The sequence below is a fragment of the Sphaerotilus hippei genome (assembly GCF_003201595.1).
Classification (GTDB): Bacteria; Pseudomonadota; Gammaproteobacteria; order Burkholderiales; family Burkholderiaceae_C; genus Sphaerotilus; species Sphaerotilus hippei.
Genome location: NZ_QJJS01000002.1, coordinates 287,089 through 301,508, shown reverse-complemented (window position 1 = coordinate 301,508; position 14,420 = coordinate 287,089). Strand labels below are relative to the sequence as shown.

The following is a 14,420-nucleotide window of genomic DNA, read 5'->3' as shown; positions in this document are numbered from 1 at the left end:
CGGCACGGCGGGCGCCGCCCGCGGCCGCCGATAATCCGGCGATGGAATCATTTGACGCCGTCATCATCGGTGCCGGCGCTGCCGGCCTGTTCTGCGCCGGCATGGCCGGCCAGCGCGGACTGAAGGTCCTGCTGCTGGACCACGCCACCAAGGTGGCCGAGAAGATCCGCATCTCCGGGGGCGGACGCTGCAACTTCACCAACCGCGACGCCACGCCCGTGCAGTTCCTGTCGGACAACCCGCACTACTGCCGCTCGGCGCTGGCGCGCTACACCCCGGCGGACTTCATCACGCTGATGCAGCGCCACGGCATCGACTTCCACGAGAAGCACCGCGGCCAGCTCTTCTGCGACCGCAGCAGCGAGGACGTGATCACGATGCTGCTGGCCGAATGTGACGCCGGCGGCGTGGTGCGCCGCCATGGCTGCGGCGTGCGGCAGGTGCGCCACGGCAGCGGCGGCTACGAGCTCGACACCGCGCAGGGCGTGGTGAACGCCCCCCAGGTCGTGGTCGCCACCGGCGGCCTGCCGATCCCGCAGATCGGCGCCACCGACTTCGGCCTGCGCCTGGCCGAGCAGTTCGGCCACCGCCTGGTCACGCCCCGGCCGGCCCTGGTGCCGCTGACCTTCGACGCCTCGCAGTGGGCGCCCTTCGTGACGCTGTCGGGGCTGGCGCTGCCGGTGCGCATCAGCACCGGCAAGGGCCGGGGCGGCGGCGACTTCCTCGAGGACCTGCTGTTCACCCACCGCGGCCTGAGCGGGCCGGGCGTGCTGCAGATCTCGAGCTACTGGCAGCCCGGCCAGCCGATCCGCATCGACCTCGCCCCCGGGCAGGATGTCGCGGCGCTGCTGACGCAGGCCAAGCTGGGCTCCAGACGGCAGCTGGGCAACGAGCTGGCGCAGCTGCTGCCGACCCGGCTGGCCGACACCTGGCTGGCCCAGCAGGGCCTGCCGGCCCAGCGCCCGATGCCCGACTGCCGCGACAAGGACCTGCAGACGCTGGGCCAGCGCCTGCAGCAGTGGTCGCTGGTGCCGGCCGGAACCGAAGGCTGGAAGAAGGCCGAGGTCATGGCCGGCGGGGTCGACACCCGCCAGCTCAGCTCGCAGACCATGGAGAGCCAGCAGCAGCCGGGCCTGTACTTCATCGGCGAGGTCGTCGACGTCACCGGCTGGCTCGGGGGCTACAACTTCCAGTGGGCCTGGGCCAGCGCGGCGGCCTGCGCCCGGGCCCTGAAAGCATCGGATTGAAAAAGCACGTGCAGAAAATCCTGCTGTGCTTATAATCCTAGGCTTTGCTGGCAAAAATTGCCTGTCGAGTTGTCGCGAACCCATGGAAATGTCTCGAACCCATGGTTCAAGCACCTGGTTCATATAAGGGTTTCGCCCTGCGCCAGCCACCGACAGGATCAACTGAAGGATTTTCCCGTTCATGACGACCATCCGTGTCAAGGAAAACGAGCCGTTCGACGTGGCCCTGCGCCGCTTCAAGCGCACGATCGAAAAGCTGGGTCTGCTGACCGACCTGCGCGCCCGTGAGTTCTATGAGAAGCCCACGGCCGAGCGCAAGCGCAAGAAGGCCGCAGCGGTGAAGCGCCATTACAAGCGCGTTCGCTCGATGCAGCTGCCCAAGAAGCTGTACTGATCGGAAGGTCGGCGCGAGCGCCGGCTGTCTGCAGAAGCCCGCACGGGACGCCGTTGCGGGCTTCTTGCGTTTGCGCAGTGCCTGCGCACTTCTCACCCCCCCCCCGGAAGGACCCGCCATGAGCCTCAAGGAACGCATCACCGAAGACATGAAGGCCGCCATGCGCGCCAAGGACGCCGAGCGCCTGGGCGCGATCCGCCTGCTGCTGGCCGCGATGAAGCAGAAGGAAGTCGACGAGCGCATCACGCTGGACGACGCGGCCGTGATCGCCATCGTCGACAAGCTGATCAAGCAGCGCAAGGACTCGATCACCCAGTTCACCCAGGCCGGCCGCGACGACCTGGTCGCCAAGGAAAGCGCCGAGCTGGCCGTGCTGGAGGTCTACCTGCCCGCCCGCCTGTCCGAGGAGGAGGTCCAGGCCGCCGTCACCGCGCTGGTCGCCGAACTCGGCGCCAAGGGCCCGGGCGACATGGGCCGGGTCATGGGGGCGGCCAAGCAGCGCCTGGCCGGCAACGCCGACCTGGGGCTGGTGTCGGCCGCGGTCAAGCGGGCCCTGGCGCCGGCGCAGTAAGCTGCGCACTGCGGCGGGAGCGTTCCCGCCGCTGCCACCACCCAACGCGGTCCTGCCCGCCCCCGACCATGAGCACCTCCCTGCCCCTGCAAGCCATCGCGCCCGACGTCTGCGTCGCCCCCCAGCTCGAACCGTCGGCCATGGCCGAGGTCGCGGCGGCGGGCTTTCGCAGCGTGATCAACAACCGGCCCGACTTCGAGGGCGGCCCGAGCCAGCCGACCAGCGCCGAGATCGAGACCGCCGCGCGGGCCGCGGGCCTGCAGTACGCACACCTGCCGGTCGCGGGCGCCTACCAGAGCCCGCAGGAGATCGAGCAGTTCGCCCGCCTGCTGGCCGAGCTGCCCCGCCCGCTGCTGGCCTTCTGCCGCAGCGGCGCCCGCTCGACCCGGCTGTTCGTCGCGGCCTCGCAGGCCTGAGAGCGGACCGGCGCCGGGCACCGCATGGAACACGCCGTGCCCGAGCCGCCGCCGCAGCGGGAGCCGCCGGCCGATCCGGCCACCGCCGCCACGCCGCGCCTGCGCAAGAAGATCCTGCTGCTGGCGGTGCTGCCGCTGCTGGTCTCGGTGCTGGTGATCGCGCTGGCCGTGCGCTTCCAGGCGCAGGACCTGTCCAGCCAGGAGCGGGCCCTGGTGGAGTCGGCCTACCTGGCCAGCAAGGAGGCCGAGCTGCGCGGCTACGTCGACCTGGCGATGAGCATGATCGGCCCGATCTACGAGTCGGGCCGCGACGACGACGCCGCCAAGGCCGAGGCCATCCGCATCCTGAACTCGCTGCGCTACAGCAGCGGTGACGGCTACTTCTTCACCTACGACTACAGCGGGCGCTGCATCGTGCTGCCGCCGCAGCCCGAGCTGGTCGGGCGCAACCTCTGGGAGGTGCGCGACCGCAACGGCCTGCCGGTCGTTCAGGCCCTGGTCGCCCGGGCCCGCGAGGGCAAGGGCTACTACCGCTACGTCTGGAACAAGCCGTCGACCCGCCTGGCCGCCCCCAAGCTCGGCTACGTCGTCGGCCTGGAACGCTGGGGCTGGATGGTCGGCACCGGCCTCTACCTCGACGACATCCAGGCCACGCTCGACCAGCTCGAGCACCAGGGCGGCAGCAACATCCGCGTGACGATGGGCTGGATCGCCGGCATCGCGCTGCTGGCCGTGGTGCTGGTCGGGGGCAGCGCGCTGGCGCTGAACCTGAGCGAATACCGCGCCGCCGACGCGCAGCTGCGGCTGATGGCCCGGCAGGTGGTGCGCTCGCAGGAGACCGAACGGGCCCACCTGTCGCGCGAGCTGCACGACAGCACCAGCCAGACGCTGGTGTCGATCAAGCTGCTGATGGACAGCGGCATCAGCCTGCTGCAGCGCCAGGGCCAGCCCGTGCCCGACACGCTGGGCCGCGCCCGCCTGCGCATCGACGAGGCGCTGGCCGAGGTGCGCAACATCTCGCACCGGCTGCGCCCGGCGCTGCTCGACACCCTGGGCCTGCCCAGCGCGCTCAAGCAGATGGGCGAGGAGTTCGCCGAACACGCCGACCTGGCCTTCTTCCTGAGGCGCCGTGGCTCGCCGGACGAGCTGCCCGAGGCGGTCAAGACCACGCTGTTCCGCGTCACCCAGGAAGCGCTGACCAACATCGAGAAACACGCCGGCGCCACCCGCGTCGACGTGCGCCTGATCTACCTGCCCCATGGCGTGCGGCTGACGGTGCTCGACGACGGCGCGGGCTTCGACGTCGCGGCCGTGCGCCGCGACCCGCACCGGGGCATCGGCCTGCGCAACATGCACGAGCGGCTCGAGTCCGTCGGCGGCCGCCTGCACATCCGCTCCCGCCCGGGCGCCACCCGCGTCATCGCCGAGGTGCCCGCCAGCGCGCTGCGGCACCAGGGCTGAACCCCTCCCCTCCCTGCCGGAACCCCATCCCATGCGCATCCTCATCGTCGACGACCACGCCCTGGTGCGCGAGGGCATCCGGGCCGTGCTGGCGGCCCAGGCCGATCTGGAGGTCGTCGGCGAGGCCGCCGATGCCGAGCAGGCCCGCCAGCAGGTCGAGGCGCTGGCGCCTGACCTGGTGCTGATGGACGTGAACATCCGCAACGACAGCGGCATCACGCTGACCGGCGAGCTGACCGCCGCCCACCCGAAGCTGGCGGTGCTGATGCTCAGCATGTACGACAACCCGGAGTACGTGCACCAGTCCCGCCAGGCCGGCGCGCGCGGCTACGTGCTCAAGGACGCGCCCTCGGCCGACATCCTCGCGGCGATCGAGACCATCGCCGCCGGCGGGCACTACCTCAGCGCCGCCCTCGCCCGCGCCACGCGGCGCAGCGAAGAACCCCGGCCGCTGCTGTCCGAGCGGGAATGCGACATCCTCGCCTGCCTGGGCCGCGGCCTGTCGAGCAAGCAGATCGCCGCCCAGTTCGACCTCAGCGTGCGCACGGTCGAGACCCATCGCCAGAACATCCGCCGCAAGCTCAAGATCTGCGGCCAGGCCGAGCTGATCCGCTACGCGGTGCAGCGCTCGGGCTCGCCGGGTGATCCTGCCGCCACGCCGACCAGCGCCCCGCACGACGCCTGAACACGCCGGGCCGCACGGCCCCGGAATGACACGCGCGCAGCACGCCGCCGCCCCTGCGTAGTGCCGCGTAGTCGAAACACCCGATGGGATCGGCAGGGCTTTTCAGGTGTCATGTGAGCCCAGCGTCGGGGCCGTTCGGCCTGCAACGCCACCCCCGCCACGCGCCCGATTGCGTCCGTTTCCGTCCGTTTCCCGTACTTCCCCCCCGGAGGCTCTCCTTGACTGCCCTGCTGCAATTGTCCCGATGGATCGATGCGCTCAACGAGCGTGTCGGCAAGTCGGTGTCCTGGCTGGTGCTGGCCGCCGTCGTCATCTCCGCGCTCAACGCGGTGGTGCGCAAGGTCTTCAACACCAGCTCGAACGCCTTTCTCGAAATCCAGTGGTACCTGTTCGCCGCGGTGTTCCTGCTCGGCGCGGGCTACACGATGCTGCGCCAGGAGCATGTGCGCATCGACGTCGTGCTCAGCCGCTTCAGCAAGCCCGTGCAGATCAAGATCGAGATCTTCGGCATCGTCTGCTTCCTGTTCCCGCTGGTGATCGTCGTCGTCGACCTGGTCGCGCCGCTGGTCATCCAGGCCTACGTGACCCAGGAGATGTCCTCCAACGCCGGCGGCCTGATCCGCTGGCCGGTGTTCGCGCTGGTGCCCGCGGGCTTTGCGCTGCTGGGCCTGCAGGGCCTGTCGGAGCTGATCAAGCGGGTGGCCTTCCTGAAGGGCCTGGTCGAGGATCCGACCGAGAAGAAGGTCGCCAAGACCGCCGAGGAAGAACTGGCCGAGGCCATCCTCGCGGCTGAACAGAAGAAGAAGGGAGCAGCACTGTGATCGAGTTCCTGTCGGCCAACATGGCCCCGATCATGTTCCTGGGCCTGGTGTGCTTCCTGCTGATGGGCTACTCGGTGGCCTTCTCGCTGGGTGCCTGCGGCCTGGCCTTCGGCTTTCTCGGCATCGAGCTGGGCCTGCTGCCCCCCGCGCTGATCCAGGCCCTGCCGCTGCGCATCTTCGGCATCATGCAGAACGACACGCTGCTGGCCATCCCGTTCTTCACCTTCATGGGCCTGATCCTCGAACGGTCGGGCATGGCCGAGGACCTGCTCGACACGATCGGCCAGCTGTTCGGCCCGATCCGCGGCGGCCTGGCCTTCGCGGTGATCTTCGTGGGCGCGATGCTGGCGGCCACCACCGGCGTGGTGGCGGCCTCGGTGATCTCGATGGGCCTGATCTCGCTGCCCATCATGCTGCGCTACGGCTACGACCGCCGCATCGCCTCGGGCGTGATCGCCGCCTCGGGCACGCTCGCGCAGATCATCCCGCCGTCGCTGGTGCTGATCATCATGGCCGACCAGCTCGGCAAGAGCGTGGGCGACCTGTACAAGGGCGCCTTCATCCCCGGCTTCGTGCTGACGGGCCTGTACGTCGGCTTCATCGTGCTGGTGGCCATCTTCCGTCCGACCTGGGTGCCCGCGCTGCCCAAGGAAGCCCGCACCATCCGCGAGGACAACGGCGACTCCGGCCTGCCCTCGCTGGGCCTGCTGGCCTTGCTGTCGACCGCGCTGGCCGTGACCTTCGCCAAGACCCGTCCGGAAGGCACGCCGACCGACGAGCTGATCGTCGTGTCGATGTGCGTGGGCGTGGGCGTGGCCTTCGTGCTGTCGGTGCTCAACAAGGCGCTGGGGCTGAAGCTGCTGTCGAGGATGGCCGAGCGGGTCACCTTCGTGCTGATCCCGCCCCTGGCGCTGATCTTCCTGGTGCTGGGCACGATCTTCCTGGGCATCGCGACGCCGACCGAAGGCGGCGCGATGGGTGCCGTCGGTGCGCTGATCATGGCCGTGAGCCGCCAGCGCCTGAGCATGAACCTGATGCGCCAGGCCATGGACTCGACGATGAAGCTGTCGTGCTTCGTGGTCTTCATCCTGATCGGCTCGACCGTCTTCAGCCTGACCTTCCAGGGCGTGGACGGGCCGCACTGGGTCGAGCACCTGCTCACCAGCCTGCCAGGTGGCCAGGTCGGCTTCCTGATCGTGGTGAACATCCTGATCTTCGTGCTGGCCTTCTTCCTGGACTTCTTCGAGCTGAGCTTCATCGTCGTGCCGCTGCTGGGCCCGGTCGCCGACAAGCTGGGCATCGATCTGGTCTGGTTCGGCGTGCTGCTGGCGGTCAACATGCAGACCTCCTTCATGCACCCGCCCTTCGGCTTCGCGCTGTTCTACCTGCGCAGCGTCGCCCCGACCAAGGACTACAAGGACCGCGTCACCGGCAAGATGACCGCCAAGGTCACCACCGGCGAGATCTACTGGGGCTCGGTCCCCTTCGTGATCATCCAGATCATCATGGTCGCGCTGATCATCGCCTTCCCCGCCCTGGTGTCGGGCGGGCTGGGCAAGCAGGAGGCGATCAACGTCGACAACGTGCAGATCGAGGCGCAGCAGGATCCGGAAGGCGCCGTGGCCGATCCGACGCTGGGCATGGACGCACCGGCCAGCGAAGCCGGGGCCTCGGCCGCGGAAGAGGATCCGATGGCCGCCTTCAAGGACCTGCCCAAGGAGGGCAGCAAGCCCTGATCGCGGACCGGACCGGCAACCCCGGTCACGCCCTGGAAGGGCCTGCGATGCAGGCCCTTTTTTCATGGCCGGGCAGAACGGCACGACCGGGCCGCATCGATCGCCGGCGTGCGGTGACTTTGTTGCTAAGCTGCGCGCACTCGATGCATGCCCACATGGAATCTCCCTCGCTGCCACGCCGGATCGTGCTGGCCCTCGTCGCCGGACTGCTGGGCGCCTGCGCGATGACGCCGGCGCCGCTGCCCGAGCCTGCGCCGCCGCCGGCCTCGCGCTGGCAGGCGACGCTGCCGCATCAGGGCAGCCCCGGCGAGCTGGCGCTCTGGTGGGCGCGCCTGAACGATCCGGTGCTGCCGCTGCTGATCGCCCAGGCCCAGACGGCGCACCCCGCGATCGCCCAGACCCTTGCCCGGCTGCGCCAGGCCCGTGCCGCCCAGCGCAGCACCCGGGCCGAAGCCGGTCCGCGGCTGGACGGCAGCGCGCAGCTCGGCCGGGCCTCCAACAGCGGCACCAGCTTCATCGCGCTGACCCAGGCCAGCGTCGGGGCGGACGCCACCTGGGAGGTCGACCTCTTCGGCGCGGTGCGCCAGCGCCAGACCGCCGCCCGGGCCCGCGCCGACCAGGCCGAATACGGCTGGCATGACGCGCGGGTGTCGCTGGCCGCCGACCTGGCCGGCGTCTACGTCGAGCTGCGCCACGGCGAGCAGTTGCTGCGCCTGCTGGAGCAGGAGAGCCAGTCGCTGGGCACGCTCGAGGACCTGACCCGGCGCCGCGCCGAAGTGGGGTTCGAATCGCCTGCCAACGCCCGGCTGGCCGCCGCCTCGGCCGCGCAGGCCCGCGAGCGGGTGACCGCCCAGCGGGCCCTCAACGACCTGAGCATCAAGACCCTGGTGCTGCTGACCACGCTGCCCGAGACCGACCTGAGCCAGCGCCTGGCCGAGCGCCATGCCGAGCTGCCCGGTGCCACCCCCTTCGGCCTGCCCGTGCTGCCGGCGGCCGTGCTGGCCCAGCGGCCCGACATCGCCGCCGCGGAAAGCGAGCTGCAGGCCAGCGCCGCCGAGGTCGGCGTGGCCGAGGCGGCGCGCTGGCCGCGCCTGACGATCAACGGCAGCCTGGGTCTGGGCCTGGTGCGCCTCGGTGGCGACACCAGCGACGCGATGACCTGGGGCTTCGGCCCGACGCTGACCCTGCCGCTGCTGGACGGTGGACGTGGCGTCGCGCAGGTCGACGCCGCCCGCGCCCGCTACGACGAGGCCCGCGCCGGCTACGAGCTGCGCCTGCGCACGGCGGTGCGCGAGGTCGAGCAGGCGCTGGTGCGCATCACCGCCCGGCAGGCCCGCGAGGCCGACAGCCGGCTCGCCGCCGAAGGCCTGCGGGCCTTCCACGCCACCACGCTGGAACGCATGCGCCTGGGTGCGGCCAACCTGATCGAGGTCGAGGAAGCCCGCCGCCAGGCGCTGTCGGCCGAGGCGGCGGTGCTCGGCCTGCAGCGCGAGGAGCTCGACGCCTGGATCGCGCTGTACCGCGCGGCTGGCGGGGGCTGGAACGCCTCGCCCCCGAACTCCGCCTCGCGCTGAAGCGCGCCCGACCGATGTCCGCCATGCCTTCGACCCGCCACGCCTCCATGCCACGCCTGATTCCCGGGCCGCAGCCCTTGCGACCCGCCGGCGCCCTCGCCCTGTCCCTGCTGGTGACGGCAGCCCTGCTGCCGATGCCTGCCGCGCGGGCCGCCGCCCCGGCCGCGTCGTCGCCCGCCCGCGCGGCGCTGACCGTGACGGTGAGCACACCGCAGTCGAGCGCGCTGGACCGGGTGCTGGCGGCCAACGGCAACATCAGCGCCTGGCAGGAGGTGGTCATCAGCGCCGAGACCCAGGGGCTGCGGCTGGTCGAGGTCAACGTGCAGGTCGGTGACCGGGTCAGCACGGGCCAGGTGCTGGCCCGCCTGCAGCATGAACTGCTGGGGGCCGACCTGCAGACCCGCCAGGCCCAGATCGTCGAGGCCGATGCCACCCTGGCCGAGGCGCAGGCCAACGCCGAGCGGGCCCGGGCGCTGCAGCCCAGCGGCGCGCTGAGCGCCCAGCAGCTCGAGCAGTACCAGACCGCCGAAACCGCTGCGCGCGCGCGCCTGCAGGCGCTGCAGGCGCAGCGCAGCGCCGACGCGCTGCGCCTGGCGCAGACCCGCATCACCGCCCGCGACGACGGCATCATCTCGGCCCGGTCGGCCACGGTCGGCGCGATCGCCCAGCCGGGCCAGGAGCTGTTCCGGCTGATCCGGCAGTCGCGCCTGGAGTGGCGTGCCGAGGTGCCGGCGGCCGACCTCGGCCAGATCCGGCCGGGCATGGCGGTGGACGTCACGCCGGTCGGCGGGCGGCCGATCCGGGCGCGGGTGCGCTCGATCGCGCCCACCGTCGACCCGGCCACCCGGCTCGCGCTGGTCTACGTCGATCTGCCCGCCGGCAGCGCGGCGCGCGCCGGCATGTACGCCCGCGGCGAGTTCTCGGTCGGCCGCAGCAGCGCGGCGCTGACGCTGCCGCAGACCGCCGTGCTGCTGCGCGACGGCCATGCCTACGCCTTCCGGATCGGGGCCGACGGCAAGGTGCTGCAGACCCGGGTGCAGACCGGCCGGCGCCTGGGCGATCGCATCGAGATCACCGGCGGCCTCGCCGCCGACGCCCGGGTGGTGACCCAGGGCGCGGGCTTCCTGGCCGACGGCGACACGGTGCGGATCGTGGCCGCACCGGCGCCACCCGCGCCGGCCGGGAGCCGCTGATGAACGTCTCGGCCTGGTCGATCCGCAACCCGATCCCGGCGCTGCTGCTGTTCGTGCTGCTCACGCTCGCGGGCCTGATGGGCTTCCGGGCGATGAAGATCCAGAACTTCCCGGACATCGACCTGCCCAGCGTCATCGTCTCGGCCTCGCTGCCCGGCGCGGCGCCGGCCCAGCTCGAGACCGAGGTGGCGCGCAAGCTCGAGAACTCGCTGGCCACGGTCAAGGGCCTGAAGCACCTCTACACCCAGGTGCAGGACGGCTCGGTCACCATCACGGCCGAATTCCGCCTCGAGAAGCCGACCCAGGAAGCGGTCGACGAGGTGCGCGACGCGGTCGCGCGGGTGCGCTCGGACCTGCCGGCCGAGCTGCGCGACCCGGTGATCCAGAAGGTCGACCTCGCGGGCTCGCCGATCCTGACCTACACCGTGGCCTCCGACCGGCTCGACGACGAGGCGCTGAGCTGGTTCGTCGACCACCAGGTCATGCGCCAGATGCTGTCGGTGCGTGGCGTGGGAGCGGTCACGCGGGTGGGCGGGGTCCACCGCGAGGTGCGCGTCGAGCTCGATCCGGCCCGCCTGCTGGCGCTGGGTGCCAGCGCGGCCGACGTGTCGCGTCAGCTGCGCCAGGTGCAGCAGGAGGCGCCGGGCGGGCGCAGCGACCTCGGCGGGGCCGAGCAGGCGGTGCGCACCATCGCCACGGTCGCCAGCGCCGAGGAGCTGGCGCAGCTCGAGCTGACGCTGTCGGACGGGCGGCATGTGCGCCTGGACCAGATCGCCACGGTCAGCGACACGGTGGCCGAGCAGCGCTCGGCGGCGCTGCTCGACGGCCGGCCGGTGGTCGGCTTCGAGATCACGCGCTCCAAGGGCGCGGGCGAGATCGACGTGGCCGAGGGCGTGCGCTCGCGTGTCGCGCAGCTGCGGGCCGAACACCCCGAGATCAGCGTCGTCGAGGCCTTCAACTTCGTCGACCCGGTGCAGGAGGGCTACGACGGCTCGATGACCCTGCTCTACGAAGGCGCGCTGCTGGCGGTGATCGTGGTGTGGTTCTTCCTGCGCGACTGGCGCGCGACGCTGGTGGCCGCCATCGCGCTGCCGCTGTCGGTGGTGCCGACCTTCGCGGTGATGCAGCTGCTGGGCTTCACGGTCAACGTGGTCACGCTGCTGAGCCTGTCGCTGGTGGTGGGCATCCTGGTGGACGACGCGATCGTCGAGATCGAGAACATCTCGCGCCACCTCGCCATGGGCAAGACGCCCTACGAGGCGGCGATGGAGGCGGCCGACGAGATCGGCCTGGCGGTGATCGCCACCACCTTCACGCTGATCGCGGTCTTCCTGCCCACGGCCTTCATGAGCGGCGTGGCGGGCAAGTTCTTCGTGCAGTTCGGCTGGACGGCGGCCATCGCGGTGTTCTTCTCGCTGGTGGTCGCCCGGGCGCTGACGCCGATGATGGCGGCCTACCTGATGCGCCCGATCACCCATGCCCCGACGCCTCCACGCTGGATCACGCTCTACCTGCGCTGGGCGCAGTGGTGCCTGCGCCACCGGCTGGTCACGGTGGCCGTCACGGCGGTGTTCTTCGTCGGCTCGTTCGCGCTGGTGCCGCTGCTGCCCACCGGCTTCATCCCGCCCGACGACCTGTCGCAGACGCAGGTGACGGTCACGCTGCCGCCGGGCAGCACCTTCGGCCAGACCCGTGCGGCGGCCGAGCAGGCCCGCGCGCTGGTGCGCCGCCAGGCCCACGTGCGGCTGGTCTACACCACCATCGGCGGGGGCTCGTCCGGCGCCGACCCGTTCGCCCCCCAAGGGGCGGCCGAGGTGCGCAAGGCGGTGCTGACGCTGAACCTGACCCACCGCAGCCAGCGCCCCGGCATCAGCAAGCAGGCCATCGAGGCCGAGCTGCGCCGGCACCTGGAGGCCCTGCCGGGCGCGCGGGTGCAGGTCGGCTTCGGCGGCTCGAGCGAGAAGTACGTGCTGGTGCTGGCCGGCGAGAACGGCGAGGCGCTCGGCGAGCACGCCCGCCAGGTCGAGCGTGAGCTGCGGGGCATCCCGGGCATCGGCAACGTGACCTCGAGCTCCAGCCTGGTCCGCCCCGAGCTGGTCGTGCGCCCCGACAGCGCCCGCGCCGCCGACCTGGGCGTGAGCACGGCGGCGATCGCCGACACGCTGCGGGTGGCCACCGCGGGCGACTACGACCAGGGCCTGGCCAAGCTCAATCTGTCGCAGCGCCAGGTGCCGATCGTCGTGCGCCTGCCCGCGCAGGCCCGCTCCGACCTCGACCTGCTGGGCCAGCTGCCGGTGCCGGGCGTGCGCGGACCGGTGCCGCTGTCGAGCGTGGCGACGCTGGAGCTGGCCAGCGGCCCGGCCCGCATCGACCGCTACGACCGGCTGCGCAACGTCAACTTCGAGATCGAGCTCAACGGCCAGGCTTTGGGCGACGTGGAGCGCCAGGCGCTCGCGCTGCCCGGCCTGCGGCAGCTGCCACCGGGCGTGATGCAGACCAGCATCGGGGACGCCGAGGCGATGAACGAGCTGTTCGAGAGCTTCAGCCTGGCGATGCTGACCGGCGTGCTGTGCATCTACGCCGTGCTGGTGCTGCTGTTCAAGGACTTCATGCAGCCGGTGACCATCCTGGCCGCGCTGGTGCTGTCGATCCCGGGCGCCTTCCTGGCGCTGTTCGTCACGCACACGGCGCTGTCGATGCCCTCGATGATCGGCCTGATCATGCTGATGGGCATCGCCACCAAGAACTCCATCCTGCTGGTCGACTACGTCGTGCTGGCCCGGCGCGAGCACGGCCTGGACCGCTGGGAGGCGCTGCTCGACGCCTGCCGCAAGCGGGCGCGCCCGATCGTGATGACCACCATCGCGATGGGCGCGGGCATGCTGCCGATCGCGCTGGGCCTGGGCGTGGACCCGAGCTTCCGCGCGCCGATGGCGATCGTCGTCATCGGCGGGCTGGTCACCTCGACCTTCCTCAGCCTGCTGGTCATCCCGGTGGCCTTCACCTACGTCGACGACCTGATCGGGCTGTCGACCCGGCTGCGCCGCCGACCGCCCCGCGCCGCGGCGAACCCCGGGGCGGACGGCGCGTCAGCCCCCGGGCCTTGACCAGGGCTGGGCCGCACCCCGCGACGGTGGCGACGCCACCGGCCCCGGCGGGGCGGACGGGGTCGGCGGGGCCGCCAGCGGCACCTTGATCCGCACGGTGTTGGGCGCGCCATCGGTGCGCACCCAGTGCAGCGAGGCGCCATGGCGGCGGGCGATCAGGTGGCACAGCGCCAGCCCCATGCCGCTGCCCTGCTGCTCCTGGTGGCCACGGTCGAACTGGATCAGCGCGCCCTGCTGGCGGTGCACGTCGGGCGGCAGGGCCGGGCCATGGTTGCGCACGTCCAGCAGGAAGTGGCGTCCATCGCTCTGGCCGTCGACCACCACCGGCGCGCCGGGCACCGAGAACTTGACCGCATTGCCCACCAGCTCGACCACCAGGCGCTGCAGGTCGTCCTGGCCGATGCCCAGCTCGGCCGCCGGCACCTCGCAGCGGAACATGCGCCCCGCGAGCATGCGGTCGCTGTGCGGCAGCTGGGCGAACTCGGCCGGCAGCGCGGCCAGCACACGCTGGCGGAAGGCTGGATCGGCCACCTGCTCGACCAGCGCCCCCGTCGACGCCCGGTGCTGGCCCGCCAGCGCACCGGGGGCCGCCGCATTGAGCTCGGCCCACTCCATGAAGCGGCCGATGGTGCGCGACAGGCGCTGGGCCGCGCCCGAGATGTCGCGCAGCATGTCCAGACGCCGATCGCGGCCGATCTGCTCGTCGCGCTCGACCAGCAGCTGCGTCAGGCCGAGGATGGTGGTCAGCGGGGTGCGCAGCTCGTGCGGCACCGTGCTCATCAGCGCGCCGCGCAGCACGTCCAGGCTCTGGGCCGTCTCGGCAGTGTGGCGCTCGCGGCGCGCCAGCTGGCCGGAGACGGCCTCGATGAGCTCCTCCGGCGTGAAGGGCTTGCTCAGGAAATCGTCGGCACCCGCGTCCATCGCCCGGCGCATGGACTTGCGCTCGGCCATCGCGGTGACCATCAGGATGGGCACGGTGCGCAGCTGCGGGTCGGCCCGCGCGGCCTGCACGAAGCCGAAGCCGTCGAGCACCGGCATGTTGATGTCGCACAGCACGATGTCGGGCACCTGCCGGCGCGCCTGCTCCAGCCCGAGCTGGCCGTGGGCCGCCTCGAACACCTCGTAGCCCGCATCCTCGAGCACCTCGCGCATGATCTCGCGCACCACGCCCGAATCGTCGACGATCAGCACGCTCTTGTGGTTCTGGTTCATGGC

Annotated in this window: 12 protein-coding genes; 11 read left to right on the top strand and 1 reads right to left on the bottom strand. The window is 71.6% G+C overall.

What is annotated here, in order from left to right:
• Positions 1-41 precede the first annotated feature (41 nt).
• The 11 genes from C7444_RS03425 to C7444_RS03375 all read left to right on the top strand — a co-directional run bounded on the left by C7444_RS03425 (position 42) and on the right by C7444_RS03375 (position 13,205).
• On the top strand, positions 42-1,247 hold the full coding sequence (locus tag C7444_RS03425; RefSeq protein ID WP_110399413.1) for a BaiN/RdsA family NAD(P)/FAD-dependent oxidoreductase: 1,206 nt from the start codon (positions 42-44) through the stop codon (positions 1,245-1,247).
• 181 nt (positions 1,248-1,428) lie between these two features.
• Entirely contained in the window at positions 1,429-1,641 is a 213-nt protein-coding gene (rpsU, locus tag C7444_RS03420; RefSeq protein WP_007833691.1) for a 30S ribosomal protein S21, read from the top strand.
• 118 nt (positions 1,642-1,759) lie between these two features.
• Positions 1,760-2,212 (top strand): GatB/YqeY domain-containing protein, encoded by a 453-nt coding sequence (locus tag C7444_RS03415; protein ID WP_110399412.1) that lies wholly within the window; start codon positions 1,760-1,762, stop codon positions 2,210-2,212.
• A gap of 68 nt (positions 2,213-2,280) precedes the next feature.
• A complete protein-coding gene (locus tag C7444_RS03410; RefSeq protein WP_110399411.1) occupies positions 2,281-2,628 on the top strand; it encodes a protein tyrosine phosphatase family protein in 348 nt (115 codons plus the stop codon).
• 24 nt (positions 2,629-2,652) lie between these two features.
• The gene (locus C7444_RS03405; RefSeq protein WP_110399410.1) at positions 2,653-4,089 is read left to right on the top strand and encodes a cache domain-containing protein; all 1,437 of its coding nucleotides are present in this window, start codon (positions 2,653-2,655) and stop codon (positions 4,087-4,089) included.
• 31 nt (positions 4,090-4,120) lie between these two features.
• The gene (locus C7444_RS03400) at positions 4,121-4,774 is read left to right on the top strand and encodes a response regulator transcription factor (RefSeq protein WP_110399409.1); all 654 of its coding nucleotides are present in this window, start codon (positions 4,121-4,123) and stop codon (positions 4,772-4,774) included.
• A gap of 218 nt (positions 4,775-4,992) precedes the next feature.
• A complete protein-coding gene (locus C7444_RS03395) occupies positions 4,993-5,595 on the top strand; it encodes a TRAP transporter small permease subunit (RefSeq protein WP_110399408.1) in 603 nt (200 codons plus the stop codon).
• Positions 5,595-7,331: a TRAP transporter large permease gene (locus C7444_RS03390; protein WP_211317476.1), complete on the top strand. Its 1,737-nt coding sequence runs from the start codon at positions 5,595-5,597 to the stop codon at positions 7,329-7,331. Before C7444_RS03395 ends, C7444_RS03390 begins: the two co-directional genes overlap by 1 nt.
• 155 nt (positions 7,332-7,486) lie before the next feature.
• A complete protein-coding gene (locus tag C7444_RS03385; RefSeq protein WP_170130612.1) occupies positions 7,487-8,905 on the top strand; it encodes an efflux transporter outer membrane subunit in 1,419 nt (472 codons plus the stop codon).
• A gap of 23 nt (positions 8,906-8,928) precedes the next feature.
• Positions 8,929-10,098 carry an efflux RND transporter periplasmic adaptor subunit gene (locus tag C7444_RS03380; protein ID WP_245909388.1) on the top strand — a complete coding sequence of 390 codons (1,170 nt, stop codon included), beginning with the start codon at positions 8,929-8,931 and terminating at the stop codon, positions 10,096-10,098.
• Positions 10,098-13,205, top strand: a complete 3,108-nt coding sequence (locus C7444_RS03375; protein WP_110399405.1) for an efflux RND transporter permease subunit — start codon at positions 10,098-10,100, stop codon at positions 13,203-13,205. The genes C7444_RS03380 and C7444_RS03375 overlap by 1 nt, the downstream gene beginning before the upstream one ends.
• Here the strand turns inward: C7444_RS03375 and C7444_RS03370 are convergent.
• Positions 13,188-14,417 carry an ATP-binding response regulator gene (locus C7444_RS03370; RefSeq protein ID WP_110399404.1) on the bottom strand — a complete coding sequence of 410 codons (1,230 nt, stop codon included), beginning with the start codon at positions 14,415-14,417 and terminating at the stop codon, positions 13,188-13,190. The two genes, C7444_RS03375 and C7444_RS03370, sit on opposite strands and share 18 nt — an antisense overlap.
• Between the last annotated feature and the right edge of the window lie 3 nt (positions 14,418-14,420).

Bases quoted from the DNA above. Each gene is read 5' to 3' on its own strand.
- C7444_RS03370 (WP_110399404.1), bottom strand. From the start codon at position 14,417: ATGAACCAGAACCACAAGAGCGTGCTGATCGTCGACGATTCGGGCGTG.
- rpsU (WP_007833691.1), top strand. From the start codon at position 1,429: ATGACGACCATCCGTGTCAAGGAAAACGAGCCGTTCGACGTGGCCCTG.
- C7444_RS03425 (WP_110399413.1), top strand. From the start codon at position 42: ATGGAATCATTTGACGCCGTCATCATCGGTGCCGGCGCTGCCGGCCTG.
- C7444_RS03380 (WP_245909388.1), top strand. From the start codon at position 8,929: ATGCCTTCGACCCGCCACGCCTCCATGCCACGCCTGATTCCCGGGCCG.
- C7444_RS03415 (WP_110399412.1), top strand. From the start codon at position 1,760: ATGAGCCTCAAGGAACGCATCACCGAAGACATGAAGGCCGCCATGCGC.
- C7444_RS03385 (WP_170130612.1), top strand. From the start codon at position 7,487: ATGGAATCTCCCTCGCTGCCACGCCGGATCGTGCTGGCCCTCGTCGCC.
- C7444_RS03400 (WP_110399409.1), top strand. From the start codon at position 4,121: ATGCGCATCCTCATCGTCGACGACCACGCCCTGGTGCGCGAGGGCATC.
- C7444_RS03410 (WP_110399411.1), top strand. From the start codon at position 2,281: ATGAGCACCTCCCTGCCCCTGCAAGCCATCGCGCCCGACGTCTGCGTC.
- C7444_RS03375 (WP_110399405.1), top strand. From the start codon at position 10,098: ATGAACGTCTCGGCCTGGTCGATCCGCAACCCGATCCCGGCGCTGCTG.
- C7444_RS03405 (WP_110399410.1), top strand. From the start codon at position 2,653: ATGGAACACGCCGTGCCCGAGCCGCCGCCGCAGCGGGAGCCGCCGGCC.